This is a genomic window from Pseudoclavibacter sp. RFBG4 (assembly GCF_002931515.1).
In the GTDB taxonomy this organism is placed as follows: domain Bacteria; phylum Actinomycetota; class Actinomycetes; order Actinomycetales; family Microbacteriaceae; genus Pseudoclavibacter.
The window spans coordinates 14,077-36,142 of record NZ_PSYC01000030.1 but is presented as its reverse complement, the minus strand read 5'-3'; the positions used below and the strand labels follow the sequence as shown (position 1 = coordinate 36,142).

Annotated in this window: 17 protein-coding genes; 11 read left to right on the top strand and 6 right to left on the bottom strand. The window is 67.4% G+C overall.

The window, feature by feature from the left end:
• Window positions 1-39: 39 nt before the first annotated feature.
• From C5E10_RS12650 to C5E10_RS12640, 3 genes are all read right to left on the bottom strand, one after another.
• Window positions 40-1,122 carry a hypothetical protein gene (locus C5E10_RS12650; RefSeq protein ID WP_104331933.1) on the bottom strand — a complete coding sequence of 361 codons (1,083 nt, stop codon included), beginning with the start codon at window positions 1,120-1,122 and terminating at the stop codon, window positions 40-42.
• Window positions 1,123-1,277: 155 nt separating this feature from the next.
• Window positions 1,278-3,029 (bottom strand): BCCT family transporter, encoded by a 1,752-nt coding sequence (locus C5E10_RS12645; protein WP_104331932.1) that lies wholly within the window; start codon window positions 3,027-3,029, stop codon window positions 1,278-1,280.
• A gap of 73 nt (window positions 3,030-3,102) precedes the next feature.
• The gene (locus C5E10_RS12640; protein ID WP_104331931.1) at window positions 3,103-3,891 is read right to left on the bottom strand and encodes an HAD-IIA family hydrolase; all 789 of its coding nucleotides are present in this window, start codon (window positions 3,889-3,891) and stop codon (window positions 3,103-3,105) included.
• A gap of 89 nt (window positions 3,892-3,980) precedes the next feature.
• On the opposite strand from C5E10_RS12640, the gene C5E10_RS12635 reads away from it, so the two are divergent.
• The 7 genes from C5E10_RS12635 to C5E10_RS18905 all read left to right on the top strand — a co-directional run bounded on the left by C5E10_RS12635 (window position 3,981) and on the right by C5E10_RS18905 (window position 14,579).
• Complete coding sequence (locus C5E10_RS12635) at window positions 3,981-4,160, top strand: hypothetical protein (RefSeq protein WP_068477200.1); 180 nt, start codon at window positions 3,981-3,983, stop codon at window positions 4,158-4,160.
• A gap of 79 nt (window positions 4,161-4,239) precedes the next feature.
• On the top strand, window positions 4,240-5,529 hold the full coding sequence (locus tag C5E10_RS12630; RefSeq protein ID WP_104331930.1) for an MFS transporter: 1,290 nt from the start codon (window positions 4,240-4,242) through the stop codon (window positions 5,527-5,529).
• Window positions 5,530-5,645: 116 nt separating this feature from the next.
• Entirely contained in the window at window positions 5,646-6,809 is a 1,164-nt protein-coding gene (locus C5E10_RS12625; protein ID WP_146080268.1) for a hypothetical protein, read from the top strand.
• A 206-nt stretch (window positions 6,810-7,015) separates the two neighbouring features.
• Complete coding sequence (locus C5E10_RS12620; protein WP_146080267.1) at window positions 7,016-9,592, top strand: LuxR C-terminal-related transcriptional regulator; 2,577 nt, start codon at window positions 7,016-7,018, stop codon at window positions 9,590-9,592.
• A gap of 291 nt (window positions 9,593-9,883) precedes the next feature.
• Window positions 9,884-10,510, top strand: coding sequence for a hypothetical protein (locus tag C5E10_RS12615; protein ID WP_104331927.1), 627 nt, complete (start codon window positions 9,884-9,886; stop codon window positions 10,508-10,510).
• A 198-nt stretch (window positions 10,511-10,708) separates the two neighbouring features.
• Complete coding sequence (locus C5E10_RS12610; protein ID WP_104331926.1) at window positions 10,709-13,240, top strand: ATP-dependent Clp protease ATP-binding subunit; 2,532 nt, start codon at window positions 10,709-10,711, stop codon at window positions 13,238-13,240.
• Window positions 13,241-13,508: 268 nt separating this feature from the next.
• On the top strand, window positions 13,509-14,579 hold the full coding sequence (locus C5E10_RS18905) for a hypothetical protein (RefSeq protein ID WP_146080266.1): 1,071 nt from the start codon (window positions 13,509-13,511) through the stop codon (window positions 14,577-14,579).
• Window positions 14,580-14,695: 116 nt separating this feature from the next.
• Here C5E10_RS18905 and C5E10_RS12595 read toward each other — a convergent pair whose 3' ends face one another.
• Both C5E10_RS12595 and C5E10_RS12590 read right to left on the bottom strand, forming a co-directional pair.
• A complete protein-coding gene (locus tag C5E10_RS12595) occupies window positions 14,696-15,646 on the bottom strand; it encodes a permease prefix domain 1-containing protein (protein ID WP_104331923.1) in 951 nt (316 codons plus the stop codon).
• Between the two features lies 1 nt (window position 15,647).
• Window positions 15,648-15,983, bottom strand: coding sequence for a PadR family transcriptional regulator (locus C5E10_RS12590; RefSeq protein ID WP_104331922.1), 336 nt, complete (start codon window positions 15,981-15,983; stop codon window positions 15,648-15,650).
• Between the two features lie 120 nt (window positions 15,984-16,103).
• Here C5E10_RS12590 and C5E10_RS12585 point away from each other — a divergent pair, with 120 nt between their 5' ends.
• On the top strand, window positions 16,104-17,393 hold the full coding sequence (locus tag C5E10_RS12585) for an MFS transporter (protein ID WP_258071114.1): 1,290 nt from the start codon (window positions 16,104-16,106) through the stop codon (window positions 17,391-17,393).
• A 10-nt stretch (window positions 17,394-17,403) separates the two neighbouring features.
• On the opposite strand, the gene C5E10_RS12580 is transcribed toward C5E10_RS12585, so the two are convergent.
• Complete coding sequence (locus C5E10_RS12580) at window positions 17,404-18,333, bottom strand: Ppx/GppA phosphatase family protein (protein WP_104331935.1); 930 nt, start codon at window positions 18,331-18,333, stop codon at window positions 17,404-17,406.
• A 67-nt stretch (window positions 18,334-18,400) separates the two neighbouring features.
• Between C5E10_RS12580 and C5E10_RS12575 the strand changes: the two genes are divergently transcribed.
• From C5E10_RS12575 to C5E10_RS12565, 3 genes are all read left to right on the top strand, one after another.
• Window positions 18,401-18,904 (top strand): amino-acid N-acetyltransferase, encoded by a 504-nt coding sequence (locus C5E10_RS12575; protein ID WP_104242911.1) that lies wholly within the window; start codon window positions 18,401-18,403, stop codon window positions 18,902-18,904.
• 99 nt (window positions 18,905-19,003) lie between these two features.
• Window positions 19,004-19,648: a hypothetical protein gene (locus C5E10_RS12570; protein ID WP_104331920.1), complete on the top strand. Its 645-nt coding sequence runs from the start codon at window positions 19,004-19,006 to the stop codon at window positions 19,646-19,648.
• A gap of 124 nt (window positions 19,649-19,772) precedes the next feature.
• On the top strand, window positions 19,773-22,034 hold the full coding sequence (locus C5E10_RS12565; protein ID WP_104331919.1) for a bifunctional UDP-sugar hydrolase/5'-nucleotidase: 2,262 nt from the start codon (window positions 19,773-19,775) through the stop codon (window positions 22,032-22,034).
• The last annotated feature ends 32 nt before the right edge of the window (window positions 22,035-22,066 follow it).

Sequence of the window (22,066 nt, the reverse complement as noted above, 5' to 3'; positions counted from 1 at the left end):
GAGCGGGGGCGTGCGGGCGGGCAGTGCGCGGGGTCGCGCCTAGCCCGTGGACGCCGTGCTCTTCTGGCTTTCGACGCGGTACTCGATCTCGGCGACGATCTTCCTGAGGGCGTAGATCGTGACGGAACGGCGTTGCGCTGGCGGATCCCACCCCGTGTGTTCTTCCAACTCCAGGCGCTGCAGGTCGTCGAGGGCCGAGGAAGCGGCGGTGAGCCGCGCGCGCAGATCGTCGTCGGTCTGGTCCCAGGCACGCAGCAGCTCCCCGAGCTGCTCTCCTGCGGCCTGCAGGGCGCGTCCCGACTCGGGCTTCGCCTCGCTCCAGGAGACTTCGAGGAATGGCTCCTGGAGCTCCGCGATGTGGCGAGTGATGCGGCTGAGGCTGTCCAGCTCCGCCTGGACGGAGGAGCTGTCGAATTTCGTGCGCAGGCCCCTGGCGTTGCCGCGCAGGTTCTCCTGCACCTCGGCGACAAGCGTCTTCGCGTCTGCGAGTTCGCCGTCGAGGCGAAGCAGGGAGCTTCGCCAGGCCTTGAGGTCGTCCTCCGGGGTGTCGCCGGCCGGCAGCTCGGTCGCTCGCTGGATGGTGTCGGCGATGGTGGTCTTGAGGGCGCTCGTCGCCTGCATGGCCTGCTTCCGCCCGGTGGCGGGAGGCACGATGAGGTTCAGTCCGACGCCGATGGCCGCGCCGACAGCCATCTGCACGACGTAGCCGATGGAGAATCCGTCGGGATTCGCGCCGCCGACCACGAAGACGAAGAGGGCTGCGATGGGAATGTAGTCGCGGCCCGCTCCGAAGACCGGAATCCCTGCAAGCAGGGTGCCGGCACCGACCGCGACGGGGACTGCCAGCGCCACGGGGGTGCCGAGGGTCACGAGCGCTCCGGAGGCGAGCACGCCCAGGAGTACACCGACCACGACCTGGACGCTCGATCGCACGGATCCGGCCACGGTCGGGACGCTCGCGACCAGTGCGCCGAGGGGAGCGTAGTAGGCGTAGGCGCTCGCCTCTCCCGGGACGAGGTGTCCGGCGTACCAGGCGAGCGTTGCGGCGGCGGCTGTCTTGGCCACGTGGAGGAGTCGGGAAGGCGTGAGCGCTGGGAGGAGGGCGCCGGCGAGTTTCTGCATCCACTCCAGGGTGGGGCTTCGCGGTCAATGCTCGCTGAGGGTTGACATCCGGGGAGAGGGAGGACGTGGGCGTGAGGTGCTGGCAGAGGAACAGGCAGGGGCCGGATGCGTGTGCATCCGGCCCCTGCCTGTCTCGAGACCGAGCCGCTCGGCGGTCAGTCGTTCTTGGGCTCGTCAGCCTGCGCCACGACCGTGACCTGGCTCGTCTGCGGGCCCGCAACGGGCACGTTCATGACGTTCGCCTTCCGCAGCCACGGGAACATCTTGCCGGGGGCACGCTCGACGGGCTCGTCCACCTCGAGGCCGTAGAAGTCGCCGATGTGGCCGACCAAGGCGGCGCGGCTGGCCCGGTCGTAGGCACGTTTCTCTCGTGCGAACGCGAGGGCCGTCGCCCAGCAGGACAGGAGCAGGACGATCGAGAAGGGCAGCGCGATGCTGATCGCGGCCGTCTGCAGGGCGTTCAAACCGCCGGCGAGCAGGAGTGCGACCGCGAGCAGCGAGGTGATGATCGCGAAGAACGCGCGCACCCAGTGCTTCGGCTCGGCCTGGCCGCCGGTCGCGAGCATGCCCATGACAAGCGCTCCGGAGTCCGCGGACGTGATGAAGAAGATCGCGATGAGGATGATCGCGCCGATGGTCAGCACCGCACCGCCGGGGAGCTGGGCCAGCATCTGGAAGAGGGCCCCTTCGACGTCGACCGAGCCGTCGCCCTGGACGAAGTCGGTGATGCCGTTCAGCTGCATGTAGAGGGCCGTGCCGCCGAGGACGGAGAACCAGAGGAAGGTCACGAGCGTCGGCACGAGCATGACGCCTGTCACGAATTCACGGACGGTGCGACCGCGGGAGATGCGCGCGATGAAGACGCCCACGAACGGCGCCCACGACATCCACCAGCCCCAGTAGAACGTGGTCCACGCCGATTGCCAGTCGACGCCCGCCTCGCCGGAGAATGCGCTCGTCGAGAAGGTGAGGCTGACGAAGTTCTGCAGGTAGTTGCCGAGCGACTGCACGAAGTCGCGCAGGAGGAACTGCGTCGGGCCGACGATGAGGATGAAGACGAGCAGTGCGCCTGCCAGCACGAGGTTGATGTTCGAGAGCCACTTCATGCCCTTGCCGACGCCGGAGATCACCGAGAAGAGCACAAACGCCGTGATGACGGCGATGATGGCGATGGATGAGGTCGTCGAGGATTCGAGGATGCCTGCGGCTTCCAGGCCCGAGCCGATCTGCAGCACACCGAGGCCGAGCGAGGTGGCGACTCCGAAGATGGTGCCGACCAGCGCGACGACGTCGATGAGGTTGCCCCAGCCTCCGCGAACGCGACGGCCGAGGAGCGGCTCCAGCGCCCAGCGCACGCTGACCGGTCGTCCGCGGCGGTGGATGGCGTAGGCGAGCGCGAGGCCGAGGACGATGTAGATGGACCACGCGTGCACGCCCCAGTGCAGGTAGGTCTGCGAGAGCGCCTGCTGCGCGAGCTGGCTCTCGGTGCCTGAGACGCCGGGCTTCGGCTCGATGAAGTGGCTGAGCGGCTCGCTCACGCCGTAGAAGACGAGGCCGATTCCCATGCCGGCGGCGAAGAGCAGCGACAGCCAGCTGAGGTTCGAGAACTCGGGCTTGTCGTCGTCCTTGCCGAGCTTGATGTCGCCGTACTTGCCGAAGCCCATCACGAGACTGAAGATCACGAAGAACGCCGCGATGAGCACGTAGTACCAGTTGAAGTTGCGCACGATCGACGACTGGACGGCGCCGAATGCGGTGTCAGCAGCTGTCGGGGCGAGGATCGAGAAGCCTGCGAAGCCGATGACGATGATCGCGGCGGGCCAGAAGACCCACCGTTTGATCGTCGGCGGGCCCTTCTTCTTCGACGTATCGGGAGCGGCTGCTGAGCTGGAGGAGCTGGAAGTCACTGCGCCAATGGTACGCGAGCTGCGACAGATCGCTAGTTGGCCTAGCAATCAGGGTCGAGCGCGCGGGTGGGACTCAGCTCTCGCCAGCAGCGCGGACGAGTTCGTGCACGCCGGAGATGATCTCGTCGGGGCGGAACGGGTAGCGCTCGATCTCGCGCTGATCGCTGATGCCCGTGAGCACCAGCACGGTGTGCAGTCCCGCTTCCATGCCCGCCACGATGTCGGTGTCCATCCGGTCGCCGATCATGGCCGTGTTGTGCGAGTGAGCACCGATCTTGTTGAGCGCAGACCGGAACATCATGGGGTTCGGCTTGCCGACCACGTAGGGTTCGCGGCCGGTCGCCTTCGTGATGAGGGCCGCGATGGCCCCCGTCGCGGGCATGGGGCCGTCGGCGCTCGGGCCGGTCGCGTCGGGGTTCGTGACGATGAAGCGCGCACCGTTGCCGATGAGGCGGATGGCCTTCGTGATGGCGTCGAACGAGTAGTTGCGGGTCTCGCCGACGACCACGAAGTCGGGGTCGGTCTCCGTCATGATGTAGCCCGCGTCGTGCAGGGCCGTGAGCAACCCCGCCTCGCCGATGACAAACGCCGACCCTCCTGGCAGCTGCTGGCGCAGGAAGTCCGCGGTCGCGAGCGCCGAGGTCCAGAGCCGATCTTCCGGGACGTTGATGCCGCTCGAGCGCAGGCGGGCGGCGAGATCGCGCGCCGTGAAGATGGAGTTGTTCGTGAGCACGAGGTAGGGGGTATCGTCCCGCTGCCACTGCGCGAGCAGCTCGACCGCGCCGGGAAGCGCGGCCTGCTCGTGCACGAGCACGCCGTCCATGTCAGTGAGCCAGCATTCGACGTTCGAGCGATCGACCATGGGCACAGCCTAGGCGGATGCGCCGACACCGGGATGGATGTGCCGAGACTCGCCGGTGCGCGAGGGGCTTCGCGTAGACTCCCTCCATCATGGACTTCTTCCTCAACGCGCTCTGGTCGCTCATCCCGACCGTGATCATCGGGGCTGCGTTCTTCTGGATCCTCACCTCGATCCTCTCCGGCGATCGTCGCGAGCGCGCCATGGCCGACAAGATCGAGCGCGAAGAACGCGCTCGCCTCGGCCTCCCGCAGCTCGACGCGAACAGCTAGCGCTCCGCCTCACTTTTCCCGCTCCGTCTCGACCCCCTCACTGAAGAGGGGGTCAGTTCTCGTCGTCTGGAACCGACCCATGTCACTCCTGCTCAACTGGGCATCCCCGAAGCCGCTCGGCACGCCCTTCCGATTCCTCCTCTCCTCGTCGCTGTTCTCGAACCTCGCCGACGGCATCCTGATCGCAGCGGGCCCCCTGCTCGTCGCGAGCCTCACCCGCGACCCGCTGCTCGTCTCGCTGGCCCTGGTCGTGCAGCAGCTTCCGTGGCTCGTGTTCGGCCTCTTCGCGGGCGTGGTCGCCGACCGCCTGCCCCGCGTCGCGATCATCGTGACGGGGGCGCTCAGCCGAGTTCTGATGCTGGCCGTCATCGGCGCCCTCGTGCTCACCGACACCATCAACCTGCCGATCCTCTACATCGCGCTGTTCCTCGTGGGGTCGGCGGAGGTCTTCACCGACAACGCCTGGACCTCGATCGTGCCGGACCTCGTCCCCTCGAAAGAGCTCGGCATCGGGAACTCGCGACTCATCGCCAGCCAGACCGTCATGAACCAGCTCGCCGGTCCCGCGATCGGCGGTGCCATCTTCGCGGTCGGGCACGCGATCCCGTACGGCGTGACCGTCGTCTCCCTGCTGTTCGCTGTGGTGCTCGTGTCCCGCATCACCTCACCGCCCGTCTCGACGGCGACGACCGGGCCGATCGAGACGGTGCGATCGGTGGCCCGCGTGCGTCGGGACATCGCCAAGGGATTCGCCTGGCTCTGGCAGAACCCGCCCGTCCGGACGCTCGCCGTCATCCTGTTCGCGTTCAACATCACGTACGGCATGACCTACGGGGTGCTCGTGCTCTATGCGAAGCAGCGTCTCGGACTGGACGATGCCGGCTACGGGCTGCTGCTCGCGGTCTCGGCCCTCGGCGGGCTCGTCGGCACAGCGCTCTACGGACGCCTGGAGCGCCGTTTCTCCTACACGAGCCTCATGCGCACCTGCCTCGCGCTCGAGACGGTGCTGCACCTCGTTCTCGCGGCGACGGCGAACGTCATCGTCGCTGGCCTCACGATGTTCGTCTTCGGCATGTACACGGTCATCTGGGCGACGCTCGCGAGCACCATCCGCGGGCGGGCCGTCCCGAGCCGCATGCGCGGGCGGGTCTCGAGCGTGTACTTCCTCGGGATGATCGGCGGCATGGCCGTCGGCACCTTCGCAGGGGGTCTCATCGGCCAGGGCTTCGGCATCGTCACCACGATCTGGGTTGCGTTCGGCGCGAGCATCCTCATCCTCGCGCTCGTCTGGCGTTCCCTGGTGCACGTCGGCAGGGCTGGCGAGGTCCGAGCGGACGGCGAGGCAACCGGTTCTCCGGCGACGAGTTGAGCTTGGGCGGAGCACATCGGCGCTCGCTCTGGGGGAGTCCTCAGATACCTCCGGGGAGCGCCGCGTAACCTGATCGTCGTCGTGCTGGATCGAGGACGCGGAGGAGGGTGCTGACGATGCCGCGTTCTGCCCTGCCCGTCTTCATCGCGGCCGTCATGATGACAATGCTCGCCGGATGCGCTTCCGGGCCGTTCCCGTCCGTGCAGACCGCGCTCGAGTCGTTCAACCAGACCCTCCGCTCACTTCCCGGCGTCGAGGCGTCGAGCCTCGACCGGCCGCCGGTGGATGGGGCCGTCAAGGTCGACCTCGTCGTCACTCTGGCGGAGGAGGTGACCGAGGAGGAGCTCGCGGACATCGGCGACTACGCCTCGACCTTCCCGACCGTGCAGCTCGGTCAGGGCCAGTGGGCCGGAACCGTCGAGCTGAGGCTCGCGGGTTCCGCCTACTCCTACTTCGACCTCACCACACCGGAGTCGCTGCACGCCCAGCTCGCCTACTGGCGAGAGCTGACGGCTGTGGGGTTCGAGTCGATCTCCACGCGCACGTATTCGGCGCCGGTGACGGCGGGCATGTTCGAGGTGACCGAACAGGTGCCCGGCGACCCCGCACTCGCGACTGTCTCGCCGACGGAGTCCGGCGCACCCTCTTTGTCTGCTGCGGCTCGGGGGCGGCTCGTCGTGATCGAGCTGTCCAGCGAGGAGCGCGGCGACAGCGAGCGCACGATGCAGCTTCTCGAGACCGCCCGCGCCCTCGATGATCCCGGGGCGGCCACGGGGGAGTGGGACCTCATGGGCTTGGCCCCGTTCACCACCGGCCAGTTCGTGCAGAGCGCGCTGCCAACGCCTGAGCAGATCGAGTTCGTTCGAGAGACGAGCGCCGTGTTCGACGAGTCGGAGCAGCTCGCGAGCGTCCATGTGCGCGTGGACGATTCGGCCCTCGGCGGGACCCAGGTCAATGTCACCGCATTCGACGACACGATGCAGGGAGTCAAGGCGGCCGAAGCCGCCAAGGCGTTCCGGGAGACCGTGGAGTGGCAGGAGCTGCTCGACCTCGTGCCGGAGCTTCAGAGCGCGAATCGGGACTTCAGCGTCAACTTCGTGGGAAACAACCTCACGGGCCTGGGTGTCTTCGAGCTGAAGTTCGGCGTCCGTGACTGTGAATTCTGGTCGGGGTCGCAGTGGCCGGATCTGACGCGCGAGCTCCAGCTTGCCTGGGCCTCGAACCTGGACGGCACAGGCGCCCTCACCATGGCTGAGCAAGTTTGCGCTGATCAGCGCTAGGTTCCCGGGCCAAGCTCTTCGAGTTTGCCCCCTCGAGAGGTCTGAGTTCGGCCCTTTTGTGTGTGCCAGAAAGTGGTAAACCTCTGGTGTGATATGGCATCATCCCCGGTGAATGCCCGGTCACCCGGATCTCGTCAAACATGGATTCGAGAGTTAGAGTCATGACCATCCATTTGGTAGGTGAATATTCATAGACTCGGGCTGGGGTGAATTCAGTGCACGCAACGACGCGAGAACTGCTGGTCAGGCAGCGTCTCCTCAGGGTGCTCGACGACGATTCGACGCGCATCACTCTGCTTCACGCGCCGAGTGGCTACGGCAAGACGACGCTCCTTCGCATGTGGGCCGAATCGGGTCGCTACACAGGCCGCCTGCTCTGGGTGACGTTCGGTACCGCGACGACCACCCGCAACAGCGTCTGGGAGCAGATCGCTCGCGCGGCCCTCCGCGAGGGGCTCCTCTCCAGTCTCGAATACGACGACCTCGTGACGCTCATCAACAGCGACGACTTCGGGAAACGCGACCTCGTCGCGGCCATGCGCAGCGAGGTCCCCTTCACGATCGTCCTCGACGGCTACGAGCGTCTCGGCGACCTCGTCCCGATCGTCGACCAGGACCTCCTCCGAGGCACCGAGAGCGTCCCGAACATGCGGGTCATCGTCGCCGCGCGCGGCCGCACCACGCTTGACCAGTCGAGGCTCCAGCTGCAGGGCCGCGTCCGTGTCGTCACCAACATCGATCTGGAGTTCACAGAGTCGGAGGTCGCAGCGTTCTTCGAGATCGTCGTGGGGCAGACCCACGTCGCGACGCCGGCCGAGGTATACGAGGCGACCGGTGGCTACCCCATCGCCGTCCGTGCGGCCGTCCTCGAGCTCTCCCGGTCGGGTCCGCGCGCATTCCACTGGCGTGAGAACGCGCTCAACTCGATGAACCTCTCCGGTCAGCTGCCCAGCGACGAGCTCGCCCGGTTCGCGAGGATCACCAGTGTCGTGCCCTACTTCGACGCCTCACTCGCGCGAATGCTCGTCCCCGATATGGATCCGGACGAGGCGATCGAGGTGCTGGAATCGGATGGCTTTGGCAGGCACATCTCGTTCACCCGCGGCAACAACGCCTTCCAGTACGTCACCGCCCTCCGCGAGGCGTTGCATGAGGAGCTGCGGGCCGGATCTCCGGCCGAGTACCGACGTGCAGCATCCCTCGCTGCGGCATGGCTGAGCGCAAACGGCGACCCGGAGGGGGCCCTGGAGCTCGCGCTCGAGGTCGACGACTACGAGCTCGCATCGCGCATCTGCGCTCGGCTCCTGCTCACCGTGGTCGAGGCGTACACGACGGATCGCTACGTGTCGCGGCTGCAGCATCTTCAGCAGGACGTGCTCGTGACGTACCCGGTGCTCGCGTTTGTGCTCGGTCTCGCCCGTCTCGCCAACCCGGCGCTGCGGAGCAGCGCGAAGCCGCTCCTGCAGATCGCTGCCGGGATGCGCATCCCGGGCGAGATCGCCGTCGAGCGTCGCTGCGAGTACCTCTGCTTCAAGGTCTTCGCGCTGCGCACGCTCGGCAGACACCTCGAGTCGGCCGAGCTCGCTCGGGAGGCGCTCGGCCTCGCCGCCGCCCAGGCCCGGGTGTGTGCGTCGGCGACGCTGTCCCCGGTCTTCACTCGTGGGCTGGCGCTCTCGCTGTTCCTCGTCGGCGATGTGACGGGGGCGCAAGCCGCGGTCGCAGAGACCTTCGTGGTGCCGCAGTCGAAGAGCTCCCGCAACCTGTCGTTCTGGGACGCGGCGGGCTATCAGGCCATCGATGGAGACATGCCCGCCTCGGAGGCGATGCTCGCGCAGGTCGAAGATGGCGCCTGGATGACGACAAGCGCGCGTGGCCACCTCGCCACCTTCGGGCACATCGCGAGGTCGTACGGGCATCTCGAGCGCGGCGAGTGGACGCAGGCGCAGGCAACCCTCGAGGACATCGAGCGCTACGCCGTCACGTCCGACCTCTGGCCCTACCTGCAGGAACCGGTCATGCTCGCTCGGCTGGCGCAGGGCGAGGCGCTCGCAGAGGCCCGGCGCGTCGAGGAGATGCTGGACGGCCCGCTCGCCGCCTCGGGAGGCGGCAAGAGCCTCGGCCTCTTCCGGGTGAAATCCCTCCTTGTTGTCCTCTGGCTCGCTGCCGGCCGCCCGGCACGCGCGCGCAGGCTGCTGGAGGAGTACGCCGTCGACGACTTCCGCACGCTGCCGGCCAGGTCGCTGCTCGCCCTTGTCGACGGCGACACGGATCAGTCGATGCAGTGGGTCTCACGGTCGCTGGACTTCGTGACGACGCCGCGGATGCGCATGGCGATCCACCTCATCGGCGCGGCCGGTGCACTGCGCGATGGCGACCGCGACGTCGCCAGGAGCATGGTCGGCCTCGCTTCAGGGCTGTCGCTCCAGTACGGGCTCGTCTCGCCGCTCCTGATGCTGCCCGACGCCGATCGCAACGCGCTCGCTGAGCTCAGCCGAGCATCCGGTGGCGCGGACGACGTTGCGATGTTCGCCTCGCTCGACGTGGTCACGACCTTCCAGGAAGTGAGTGCCATGCCGCAGTTCACGGAGCGCGAACGAGTCGTGGTTCACGCGCTGGCGAGGCATACGTCGCCGACGCGGATCGCCGAGGAGCTGTTCGTCTCGCCCAACACCGTGAAGACCCAGTTGCGGTCTGCCTACAAGAAGCTCGGCGTCCATACGCGGCCGGAGGCCCTGCGTCGCGCCGAATCTCTTGGCCTCCTCCGGGAGCGCAAGGGCGAATAGTCCGTCGCGCACCTGTTTCGCAAGCCACCCCGGGATGAACCCCGGGGTGGTTTCGTCATTGGCGCCCCGGGGAAATTGGTGGGTCATTTAATTGTAGATACAACTTAGGGTGAAGTCTGGGGTTACTTCACGAGATCGGGTCTCAATTCGGGGTGCTATTGAGCCGCTCGGTACCTCCGATCTGGATGCACCGGCGGACCACGCGCCTCCCGGCGCGGCGGCAACTTCCCCCATCTGCTCGAAGAGGTTCCCCCTTTGTCTGAAAACCCCAGCTCCCCATCCACCCCAGTCATGACCGACTCGAAGAGCGGAAGCACTCGTCGCTCGGTGCTGCGCACCGCCGCGTGGACCACGCCCATCATCGCCCTCGCCACCGCCGCGCCGGCGCACGCGGCATCGATCACGAAACGCGGCCTCCAGGGCTGGGTGGAAGTGCAGTGGGCCGACCGACGCATCACCCTCGACGGGCGTGGATCCCGTCCGGACCGCGGTCTCTGGGTCACAGACACCAAGCTCGGCGACCAGATCACCAACGTCTCGATCGTCTTCTACCTGGCCGACACGGACCCGGTCGCCTGGGAAGCCCGGAACGGCAACAGCGGCGCATGGAGCCTGCCGACCGACCTCGGAGTCAGTACCCCGTCAGACATCGGCGTCCCCGTGCGTGGCTTCCGCGTCACCTACCAGCAGTCCATCACGGCAGCCTCGCCGATCACGGAGCTCAACAACAACCTCGTGTTCAGGACGACCTCCAACGCTGTCGCAGGCTCCCCCGTGTGGGCGCGGCGTTCGGTGACCGTCAACGGCAACGTCATCTCCTTCCTGCGCGGTCCGGTGTCGCCGAACAGCAACTCACGGCAGTCGCGCTCTGCAGCCCCCCAGGACCTCGAACTGGTCCAAGGAGCCTCCGCGCTCTGACGCGCGGAAGCTGAACCACGGATGCGCCGTCGCGCGGTCGAAGAGACCAGCGGCGGCGCATTCGCGTACCCGAGCGACGCATCCGCACGCCCAGGGCGAACAGGGGAGGGAAACGGAGGTTGACGCCGTTACTCTCTCTGTACACGGCCCCCGACCCTGTAGCCAGGTGTCGAGGTCAGGGAGTCGAAGGAGAAACGGATGTTCGAGAGATTTACCGACCGCGCCCGTCGCGTGATCGTCCTCGCCCAAGAAGAGGCGAAGATGCTCAACCACAACTACATCGGGACCGAGCACATCCTCCTCGGCCTCATCCACGAGGGTGAAGGGGTCGCCGCCAAGGCGCTCGAATCCCTCGACATCTCGCTGCCTGCCGTGCGTGAGCAGGTCCAGGAGATCATCGGCCAGGGCCAGCAGCGTCCGACGGGGCACATCCCGTTCACGCCGCGAGCCAAGAAGGTGCTCGAGCTGTCGCTCCGCGAAGCGCTGCAGCTCGGCCACAACTACATCGGCACGGAGCACATCCTCCTCGGCCTCATCCGCGAGGGCGAGGGTGTCGCAGCTCAGGTGCTCGTGAAGCTCGGAGCCGACCTCAACCGGGTGCGCCAGCAGGTCATCCAGCTGCTGAGCGGGTTCCAGGGCAAGGAGCAGGTCGTCGCGGGAGCGGACCAGCCGCAGCAGGCAGCCCAGGGCTCCGCCGTGCTCGACCAGTTCGGCCGCAACCTCACGCAGGCAGCTCGCGAAGGCAAGCTCGACCCCGTCATCGGGCGCGAGAAGCAGATCGAGCGCGTCATGCAGATCCTGTCGCGCCGCTCGAAGAACAACCCCGTCCTCATCGGCGAGCCGGGCGTCGGCAAGACCGCCGTCGTCGAGGGCCTCGCCCAGGCGATCGTCACGGGGCAGGTCCCCGAGACGCTCAAGGACAAGCAGCTCTACTCGCTCGACCTCGGCTCGCTCATCGCCGGATCCCGCTACCGCGGTGACTTCGAAGAGCGCCTCAAGAAGGTCACGAAGGAGATCCGCACACGCGGCGACATCATCGTCTTCATCGACGAGATCCACACCCTCGTGGGTGCGGGTGCCGCCGAGGGTGCGATCGACGCCGCAAGCATCCTGAAGCCGCTCCTCGCACGAGGTGAGCTCCAGACCATCGGTGCCACGACGATCGACGAGTACAAGAAGCACTTCGAGAAGGATGCAGCGCTCGAGCGACGCTTCCAGCCCATCCAGGTCGAGGAGCCGTCGATCGCGCACACGATCAACATCCTCAAGGGGCTCCGCGACAAGTACGAGGCGTTCCACAAGGTGTCCATCACCGACGACGCCATCGTCGCAGCGGCCACCCTCGCCGACCGCTACGTCTCCGACCGGTTCCTGCCGGACAAGGCGATCGACCTCCTCGACGAGGCAGGCGCACGCCTCCGCCTCTCGGTGCTGTCCTCGCCCCCCGAGCTGCGCGAACTCGACGAGAAGATCGCCATCGTCCGCGCCGACAAGGAGCAGGCCATCGAGCTGCAGGACTTCGAGGGCGCCGCGTCACTTCGCGACGACGAGAAGAACCTCCTGGGCGAGCGCCTTCGCCTCGAGAAGCAGTGGAAGTCGGGCGACGTCAAGTCCACCGGTACCGTCGACGAGGGCCTGATCGCCGAGGTCCTCTCGCAGGCCACCGGCATCCCCGTCTTCAAGCTCACCGAGGAAGAGACCGCGCGTCTCGTGTTCATGGAGGATGCCCTGCACCAGCGGGTCATCGGCCAGAACGAGGCCATCGCGGCCCTGTCCAAGACCATCCGCCGCACCCGCGCCGGACTCAAGGACCCGAACCGCCCATCCGGCTCGTTCATCTTCGCCGGCCCAACGGGTGTCGGAAAGACGGAGCTCGCCAAGGCGCTCGCGGAGTTCCTCTTCGACGACGAGTCGGCGCTCATCTCGCTCGACATGTCCGAGTTCGGTGAGAAGCACACGGTCTCGCGGCTCTTCGGTGCCCCTCCAGGGTTCGTCGGCTTCGAAGAGGGCGGCCAGCTCACCGAGAAGGTGCGCCGCAAGCCCTTCTCCGTCGTCCTGTTCGACGAGATCGAGAAGGCTCACCCCGACATCTTCAACTCGCTCCTCCAGGTGCTTGAAGAAGGTCGTCTCACTGACGGCCAGGGTCGCGTCGTGGACTTCAAGAACACGGTCATCATCATGACGACCAACCTCGGCACGAAGGGCATCTCTGGCGGCCCCGTCGGCTTCCAGCTCGAAGGCGACGCCTCGGTGTCGTACGACAACATGAAGTCGAAGGTCAACGAAGAGCTCAAGAAGCACTTCAAGCCCGAGTTCCTGAACCGCGTCGACGACACGATCGTGTTCCCCCAGCTCTCCACCAACGAGCTGCTGCAGATCGTGGACCTCTTCATCGGTCGCCTCAGCGAGCGCATGCTCGACCGCGACATGACCGTCGAGATCACCGAGCTCGCCAAGCGCAAGCTCATCAAGGTCGGCTTCGACCCGACGCTCGGCGCTCGCCCGCTGCGCCGCGCCGTGCAGCACGAGGTGGAAGACCTTCTCTCCGAGAAGATCCTCCGCGGCGAGCTCAAGGCCGGCGACCACGTCGAGGTCGACTACCCGAAAGACGAGTTCGTGTTCAACGTCTCGAAGCGCCTCGTCCCCGAGACGGTCGCGGCAGGCGGAGTCACCTCGCAGGCTGAGGGCATCATCGCCGACGCCGGTGAGGGTGACGCCCCGACCGCGTAGCCTCCGCTCTGACACACGACGAAGCCCCCGCATCCAAGTGATGCGGGGGCTTCGTCGTGCGCGCCTTGTCCCTGCCTCCTGCCTCCTCGCAAAAGTGAGCCAGAAGCATGCTCCCCAGCGCGGGCAGCTGTTTCTGGCTGATTCTTCTTCTGCTGCGTCCGCGTCGAGGGTGACCTGCATGGGGTGCTGGAGGAGAACGGGATGGCGGGCTCTCCACAGGCGAGAAGATCGGTGACTGGGGGACTGGTGCTGCTTCTACGCTCGAGCAATGCGAGAACCTGGGGACGCCCGACAGAGGTCAGAGGGAAGCACGCCGTGGCGTCCGCGGCAGTCCCTGCGCGCTGTGCTCGGCGCGAAGGCGCTCAGCGTCGCTGACGCTCGCAAGGCGGGCGTCGGGCGGGGAGCGTTGAGCAACACAGGGCTCGAGCGTCCCTTCTACGGAGTTCGTCAGGTTCCGCTGACGTCACCTCCCGGTGGCAGTCAGGCGCCCGGCCGTCTGCTCGACGAGTTCCAAGGACTCCGATCTCGGCAGCGGCGACGCATCCGTGCCTACATCCCTCGGCTCCGGCCAGGACAGGCGTTCGGACCGCGCGCAACGGCACTGCTGCGCGGGCTGCCGTTGCCTCTTCGCCTGCTGCGTGACACCACCGTCGACGTCATCGTGCCGCAAGGGAGCTGTCGCCCGAAGGCTGCTGGAGTGCAGGCGCGTGGAGTGCCAGAACGCCATTTCGATCTGCAGACGGTCAATGGCATCCCGTGCACACCACCGGAGCTCCTCTACTGCCTCCTCGCGCGTGACCTCTCCGAGGTCGACCTGCTGGCAGTCGGCGACGCACTCGTCACGGAGGCCGACAACTATCCGAACCGCACCTGGTTCACTGCGCTCTCGAGTGCGGAGCAACTCGTCGAGGCGGTGAACCGCTGGTCTCCGGGAACGGGGAGCGCGCGGCTCCGCCGGGTAACCCCCATGATCCGACTCGGTGTCGAGTCGCCCTACGAGACGTCGATGCGCTTCCACCTGCACGAGTCCGGCTATCCGGAGCTGACGCTGCAGCTCTCCATCGTCCACAACGGCGTCGAGTTGGCGAGAGCGGACGGAGCGGACCTCGAGGCGCGGATCCTCTATGACTTCGACGGTGACGGACACCGCGTCGACAAACGGCAGTTCCGGAAGGACGTCAAACGCCCACGTCTGCTTCGCATGCTCGGCTGGCACGACGAACGTCTGACCGTCGACGATCTCGAACCGACCCCTGACGCCTTTGTCGCCTACGCGCACGAGCTCAGACGCCGACGGCTGGTGGAGCTGGCGGGACAGACGCAGCGGGCAGGAGAGTGAGCCAGATACACGCTCGCCGAAGCGAGTGGATGCATCTGGCGCACTCTTCGAAGGCGGAAGGCGGAAGGCGGCGGCGGGAGGCGGGAGGCTGGAGGGCGGAGTCGCGGTGGGGTGTGCTAGCGGGTGGCCTTGCGGAAACCGTCCCAGATGTCCCAGACGCTGGTGGCGAGGACTCCGAACGCGATCATCACGGTGACGATGGTGGTCACCGTCGCCGCGCTGTCGGCGCTCGGGATGACGGTGGCGAAGAAGTCCGGATTCAGCAGCAGGCCGCGCCCCAGGGTGGTCAGGAGCAGCGACATGAACAGGACCGCGAGCACCGCGTTGGCCCAGGCGAGGGGCGGCGTGACGCGGCCCGTCCGGTAGAGCGCCACGCTGTAGGCCGCTTCGAGCACGAAGAGCACCAGAAGCGCGAGGGCCCACCACGGCCAGAGGTCGTGGCCGAAGAACGACAGGCCCGGCTGCGTCGGCACGAAGCCGATGAAGCGGTCCCAGACGACGGCGCCGGTTCCGAGCGCCAGGAAGACGAGTGAGGCGATGAGCTCGGATCTGCCGGCACCGGTCTGGTGGATCTCCGGCAGGTCGGCGACGCTCCACTGCTCTGGCTTGGACTGCGCGCCGGAGCGCTCGAGAACAACGAACACCAGGGTCGTCCAGAACGTGACGTGGATGATGACACTGAAGGTGACCGCCGCGACTTCGCCGATGATCTCGCCGATGGTGCTGCCGATGAGTGTCTGCGCGATCGCGACACCGAAGGCCGCGCATACCGGCACGATCCACAGCAGGGTCTTCAGGAGCCGCCACCACATGAGGTAGTAGCGAGGCCCTACGAGGAACAGTCGGCGGTCGGTGTAGCTGGCAGCGAGCAGCTCAGGGTCGCCGAGCTCGGTGAGCACGGCCACCTCGGCGGCGTCGCCCGCCTCACCGGATTCGACTCGCGCATCGACGAGGTCGCGAATGGAGGCGCGCAGCTCGGCCTCGAGGTCGGCGCGCTGGTCGTCGGGAACCGTGCGCATGGCGGCGCTCACGTAGCGCTCGGTCAGGGTGTCGGTGATGGTGGTCATGTCAGGCCCCTTCTGGGAGGTGCTCGATCGCGTGGGCGAGGGAGCGGAAGTCGGTGGTCATCGCGGCGGCGAGTGCGGCACCGGATGGGCTGGCGCGATAGAACTTGCGAGGTCGCGCCTCGTCGGTGTTCCACTCGCTCGTGAGGTGACCCTGCTTCTCCAAGCGGCGAAGGAGCGGGTAGAGGGTGTTGGCGTCGGTGTCGAAGCCTCGGGCTTGCAGTGCTTCGAGGAGTCCGTAGCCGTAGCCCGGCTCGGAGAGGAGGCGAAGGCATGCGAGCACGACGGTGCCCCTGCGGAGCTCCTGCAGGTGGATGTCGTGCGTCTCTTCTGTGCCCATAACTCACACCATAGTGTGTGTCACACAGTGTCGTCAATGACACTACAAGCGTGTGCGGGGAGCGAGCGGTGGCGGCAACCGCTGTCCGTGACACGACCGGACGGGCTTACGCTGGAACGCGTGCCTGCATCCGCGTCCCCCTCGTCACACGGCAAGCCGAAGAAGGAAGCCACGCTCGCGCAGGTGACGCTGCTGGCGCTCCTGCCGTCGTTCGTGTTCGCAATCGGTGAGGGCGCGATCATCCCGATCATCCCGACCGTGGCCGTCTCGCTGGGGGCTGGCATCGAGCTGGCCGGGTTCATCGCCGGGTCGCTCATGATCGGCCAGATGATCGGCGATCTTCCCGCCGGGGCCGTCGTGCAGCGCCTGGGGGAGAAGCGGGCCATGCTCGCTGCCCTCGGGGTGAGCCTTGTCGGCATCCTGCTCTGCGCGTTCGCCGTCGCGCCGTGGATGCTGCTCGTCGGGGTCGTCATCATCGGCATCTCCGCAGCGAACTTCAACCTCGCGAGGCACGCGTTCCTCACGACCTACGTGCCGCTGCGCTACCGGGCGCGAGTGCTCTCGACGCTCGGCGGGGTGTTCCGCGCCGGCTTCTTCGTCGGGCCGTTCATCATCGCGGGAATCCTCGTCCTGTTCGATGCTCCCCAGTACGGGTTCTGGGTCTTCGTCGTGTGCGGCGCGGTGGCCGCGCTCATCCTGCTGTTCGCGCCGGACCCCGAGACGGTCGCACGCCCGTCGCATTCCGCGAAGGTGCCGGTCTCAGCGGGGGATGGGGGTGCGGGGGCTGGCGTGCCCGAACGCCTCGGCGTGTTCGCGACGATCCGCGCCAACGCGGGCGTGCTGGTCCGGCTCGGGACCGGTGCGGGCATCATGGCTGCGCTGCGGGCGGCGCGCAACGTGATGCTGCCGCTGTGGGCGCTGTCGATCGGCATGGACACCGCCACGGCGGTGCTTGTCATCGGCGTGAGCGCCGGCGTCGACTTCGCGCTCTTCTTCGTATCCGGCTGGGTCATGGACCGCTTCGGTCGAGTGTGGGGCGCCGTGCCGGCGCTGCTCGGCCTCGGCGCGGGCTTCCTGACACTCGCCTTCACCCACGACCTCGTCGGCGACGCCTCTCAGCAGTGGTTCACGGTGCTCGCCATCTGGCTGGGCTTCGCGAACGGCATCGGCTCCGGCATCCTCATGACGCTCGGCGCCGACCTCGCGCCGCGCCAGGACCCGGCCCCGTTCCTCGGGGCCTGGAGGCTCATCACCGACTCGTCGGCAGCATCCGTGCCCGTCATCGTGGCGGTGGCGACGGCGGTCGTGTCGATCTCGTTCACGTCCGGGATGCTCGGGGTGCTGGGGTTCGTGGGCGCGGCCCTCATGGGGTGGCAGATCCCGAAGCACGTGCCGCGACAGCGGCGGTGACGCGGGGCGCTCAGTGGGGGAGGCGGTCCAGGTAGTCGAGGAGGACTCCCTCGCGCATGGCCCACGGGGACACGTCGAGCTGCTTGATGTCGAAGACGTGCATGACCTCGGAGAGGACGACGCCGCCGGCGACGATCTGCAGGGCACGGTCGGTGGTGATGCCAGGGAGTGCGGGGCGCGCCTCGGAGTGCAGCTTCGCGAGGCGGGGCACCCAGTCGTCGAGCTGCCATTTCTGCAGGGTCGTGCGCTGGCCCGCGCCGATGCCGTCGATGGACGAGCCGGCGAGGCGGGCGAGGGAGCGGATCGTCTTGGACGAGCCCACGAACTGGTCGGGTCGCGCTCCGCCTTCGAAGGTCTCCGCTGCTTCCTTGATCAGCTTCCGCGCGTACTTGCGCAGCTCCTCGACCTGATCGTCGGTCGGCGGGTCGTTGTGCAGGAAGTTGACGGTGCTGCGGCCCGCTCCGAGGGGCACCGAGATGGCGTGCTCGGACAGCTCGTCGTCGCCGACGGCCAGCTCGAGGGAGCCGCCGCCGATGTCGACGAGCATGATGCGTCCGGCGGCCCAGCCGAACCAGCGGCGCACCGCGAGGAACGTCGTGCGCGCCTCCTCTTCGCCGCTCATGACCTGCAGGTCGATGCCGGTCTCGTGATGGATGCGCTTCAGCAGCTCCGGCCCGTTCTTGGCTTCGCGGATGGCGCTGGTGGCGAGGGGCATGAAGTGGTCGAGCTTGCTCTTCTTCACCGCATCGGCGGCGCGGTGCATGGCTTCCATGATCTTCGCGACGCCTTCGTCGGAGATGGAGCGATCGGCCTGCAGGTAGCGCATGAGGCGCAGCACGCTCTTCTGAGACGTCTCGGGGACGGGTTTCGCGCCGGGGTGGGCGTCGACCACGATGAGGTGGACGGTGTTGGATCCGACGTCGAGAACTCCAAGGCGCATGTCCGTGATGTTACCCGTGCTGTCGTCCTGAGCGTCCTGCGCGTGCGCCCGCGCGTACGCTGGTCGGATGCAGGAGATCACCATCAGACGGGCCACCACGCACGACATCGTGGGCATCAGCGAGCTCATCCAGCCGCTCGTCGACCGAAACGTGCTCCTGCGAAAGGAGCTCGTCACGCTCTACGAGGCGGTGCAGGAGTTCCGGGTGGCGGTCGATGAGCGTGGGCAGCTGGTCGGCTGCGGCGCCTTGCATGTGCTGTGGCGCGACCTCGGTGAGGTGCGCACCATCGCGACGGCGGACTCGGTCCGAGGTACGGGTGTCGGGCACGTGATCCTCGATCGGCTGATGGCGGACGCCCGTCAGCTGGGCCTCGAGCGCCTCTTCTGCCTCACCTTCGAGACGGGGTTCTTCGAGCGGCACGGCTTCGTCTCGGTTGGCGAGCAGATCGTGGACGCGGAGACCTACGAGATGATGCGCCGCTCGCCGGACGAGGGTGTTGCGGAGTTCCTCGATCTCGCCCACGTCAAGCCCAACACGCTTGGCAACACGCGCATGCTGAAGGTTCTCTAGGGCGCGTCCCCGCCGCAGTGACGGGCTCTTCGGGCGCGTCGCAGTGGTCGCACGGTGCGCCTCACGGGAGTCCCAAGGACGGGTCCGTACCCTTGGCGAGTGAGTTCGACCCGCAGACCAAGCAAGGCCGTCTACCGCCGTCGGCGGCTGGCGCTCCTCATCGTCTGCGTGCTTGTCATCGGGGCGCTCATCTGGGGAATCTCGAGCCTCTTCGGGGCTGGTTCCGGCGAACCCGGCGAAGCCTCCGCATCCACTGCGCCGACCACGTCGTCGACCGCCACGGCGTCAAGCGGCGGTGGGGCTGCTGAGGCGACGCCCACTCCCACACCCACGCCGACGGGCCCTGCCGAGTGCGCAGCCCCTGCGCTTGTCGTCTCGGCGATGCTCGATGCAACGAACTACGCGCCAGGAGCGCAGCCTCAGCTGTCGCTCTCGATCACCAACACGGGCGGAGAGGCGTGTGTCATGAATGTCGGCACGGCCGTGCAGGTCTACACGATCTCGAGCGGCGCCGATGTGATCTGGGTGTCGTCGCACTGTCAGACCGACCCAGCTGACGAGATCGTCACGATCGGCGCTGGGCAGTCGGTGACGGCCCCTCCCATCACCTGGGTGCGCGAGCGGTCGTCGCTCGACACGTGTGGGACCGACAGGGCGGATGCGGTGGCCGGGGGCGCCTACTACCAGCTCGTCGTGAGCGTCAACGGCATCGCGTCGCAGCCGGCGACGTTCGTTCTCGACTGACTCGCGCGGAGTGCCCGGGGGCTTTCGCGAAAATCTCCTGAACGTTAACCTTGAAGACAGTGTGAGCTGAGAGCATCCTCTCGTTCCGCACGATTCCGTCCGTTCGTCGATCGCCAGGAGACTCATGACGACGCCCACTCGCAAGCGCGCCACCGCTGCCGCTGCCGTTCTCGGCACGGCAGCTCTTGTGTCTGCCTTCGCGGCACCAGCTCAAGCCGCTGTCCTCTCGCCGAGCTTCATCACGCCAACCGCCGGCGCGACGCAGATCAACCTCATCGGCTTCAACGACTTCCACGGTCGCTTCCTCGACGCCGACCTGTTCGCGGCGACCGTGCTGCAGGCGCAGCAGGGTTTCGGGGAGGACAACAGCCTCGTCATCTCGAACGGCGACGCCGTCGGGGCGAGCATCTTCGAGTCCTCGATCCAGCAGGACCAGCCGACCATCGACGTCCTGAACGCGGTCGGCGTCGACGCGTGGACGCAGGGCAACCACGAGTTCGACCAGGGCATCGACGATGCGACCGGTCGCATCGCCCCCGCCACCGACGGGCCTGACCTCGCCGCGAACGTCACGCTCGAAGACGGCTCCCACCCCTTCGACACGCACGCGATCTTCGAGGTCAACGGCCTGAAGGTCGCCGTCATCGGCGCAGTCACCGAGGAGACATCCGCCCTCGTCTCGCCGGAGGGCATCGCGGGCGTCACCTTCGGGGACCCGGTCGATGCCGTCAACGAGGTCGCAGCAGAGCTCACCGCGAGCAACGCCGCCGACGTCATCATCGCCTCGTACCACGAGGGCGCACCAGCCAGCGATGTGCCGCTCGAGACGAACGAGGAGACCGAGGTCTTCAGCCACATCGTGCAGGACACCGCCCCGGAGGTCGACGCGATCTTCAACGCCCACTCGCACCGCGAGTACGCCTACGACGCCCCCAACGGAGCTTCCACGCGCCCCGTCATCCAGGCTGGGCAGTACGCGGAGAACATCGCGCAGGTCGCACTCACCGTCGACGCGTCCGGCAACGTGACCGAGTCGGAGAGCTCGATCGTCCCGACCCTTGAGGCAGTGCCGGCAGCGCTCGAGAACGACCCGCGAATCGCGGAGGTCCGCAGCATCAGGGACGCTGCTGTCGCCGAAGCCGACGTGCTCGGTGCCCAGGTCATCGGCACCCAGACCGGCGATCTGTCTCGCGGCAAGGAGTACGAGCCCGGCACCCTCGCGGTCGCTGAGGACGGGACGACCTCGGGCGGTGTGGTCACGACAGAGGACAACCGCGCGGACGAGTCCTCGCTCGGCGGCAGCATGTCGCAGTCGATGCTCGAGACGGTCGCAGCGACCGGACGCGACGTCGACGCGGCCATCATGAACCCGGGTGGCCTGCGCGCCGACCTCCTCGACAACGACGGCCAGATCACCTACAAGGAGGCGGCGACGGTCATCCCGTTCGCGAACAACCTCTCGGTCGTCTCCCTCAAGGGCGTCGACGTGAAGAACGTGCTCGAGGAGCAGTGGCAGCTGACCGCCACCGGCGAGGTGCCCTCGCGCCCCTACCTGCAGCTGGGTCTGAGCGACAACTTCACCTACATCTTCGACAGCTCCCGTCCCCGCATGGACCGCATCGTGGGCCTCTCCATCAACGACGAGCCCGTAAAGCCCGACGAGACGTACAACCTCGTCATGCCGACCTTCCTCGCGGCCGGTGGCGACAACTTCCACTCGCTGAACAACAACGTCGGCGTGCAGGACACTGGCCTCATCGACCTGGACGCGTTCGTGAGCTGGATTCGCAGCGAGACCGCAGCGTCGGCTGCGGGCGTCACGCCGGACACGAAGCGCAACGGCATCGAGATCGTCGGGCTCCCCGAGAACAACACGTTCGTCGCGGGCGAGACCTACACGCTGGGCGTCTCGAAGTTCAACCTCACCTCGCTCGGGTTCACGCAGAACCTGTCGATCGTCGGCTGGATCGGTCAGATGGAGCTCGGGGCGCAGACGGTCGACCTGGCGACGCCGAACCAGGTTGAGTTCACGTTCACGGTTCCGGAAAACGGCCTGGCGAACGCTGCAGAGACGCGTCTCGCGTTCCTCGCCAGCGAGTCTGGCTCGGTTGCGTCCCTTCCCGTGATCGTGCCTCCCCTGGTCGAATCGCCTGCGCCGACCTCGACGCCTGGACCGACGGTCTCTGTCACCCCGACTGCGACGGCTGAGCCGACGGCCACGGCCACGGCCGCGCCGGTTCCGACCGCGGACGCCGCCGACGGCGCCCTCGCCACGACCGGAGCTGACGAGAACGCCATGTTCGCGGCTATCGCGGGCGCGCTTGCGCTCCTCGTCGCCGGTGGCGCCGCGATCCTGCTCCGCCGACGCGCGGGCAGCGACGCGTAGCACGCGCACGCAGCACTGAGTCGGCCAACGGC

Coding starts and splice junctions, on each gene's coding strand:
- C5E10_RS12650 (WP_104331933.1), bottom strand. CDS start 1,122: ATGCAGAAACTCGCCGGCGCCCTCCTCCCAGCGCTCACGCCTTCCCGA.
- C5E10_RS12640 (WP_104331931.1), bottom strand. CDS start 3,891: ATGGTCGATCGCTCGAACGTCGAATGCTGGCTCACTGACATGGACGGC.
- C5E10_RS12635 (WP_068477200.1), top strand. CDS start 3,981: ATGGACTTCTTCCTCAACGCGCTCTGGTCGCTCATCCCGACCGTGATC.
- C5E10_RS12630 (WP_104331930.1), top strand. CDS start 4,240: ATGTCACTCCTGCTCAACTGGGCATCCCCGAAGCCGCTCGGCACGCCC.
- C5E10_RS12625 (WP_146080268.1), top strand. CDS start 5,646: ATGCCGCGTTCTGCCCTGCCCGTCTTCATCGCGGCCGTCATGATGACA.
- C5E10_RS12615 (WP_104331927.1), top strand. CDS start 9,884: ATGACCGACTCGAAGAGCGGAAGCACTCGTCGCTCGGTGCTGCGCACC.
- C5E10_RS12610 (WP_104331926.1), top strand. CDS start 10,709: ATGTTCGAGAGATTTACCGACCGCGCCCGTCGCGTGATCGTCCTCGCC.
- C5E10_RS18905 (WP_146080266.1), top strand. CDS start 13,509: ATGCGAGAACCTGGGGACGCCCGACAGAGGTCAGAGGGAAGCACGCCG.
- C5E10_RS12595 (WP_104331923.1), bottom strand. CDS start 15,646: ATGACCACCATCACCGACACCCTGACCGAGCGCTACGTGAGCGCCGCC.
- C5E10_RS12590 (WP_104331922.1), bottom strand. CDS start 15,983: ATGGGCACAGAAGAGACGCACGACATCCACCTGCAGGAGCTCCGCAGG.
- C5E10_RS12580 (WP_104331935.1), bottom strand. CDS start 18,333: ATGCGCCTTGGAGTTCTCGACGTCGGATCCAACACCGTCCACCTCATC.
- C5E10_RS12575 (WP_104242911.1), top strand. CDS start 18,401: ATGCAGGAGATCACCATCAGACGGGCCACCACGCACGACATCGTGGGC.
- C5E10_RS12565 (WP_104331919.1), top strand. CDS start 19,773: ATGACGACGCCCACTCGCAAGCGCGCCACCGCTGCCGCTGCCGTTCTC.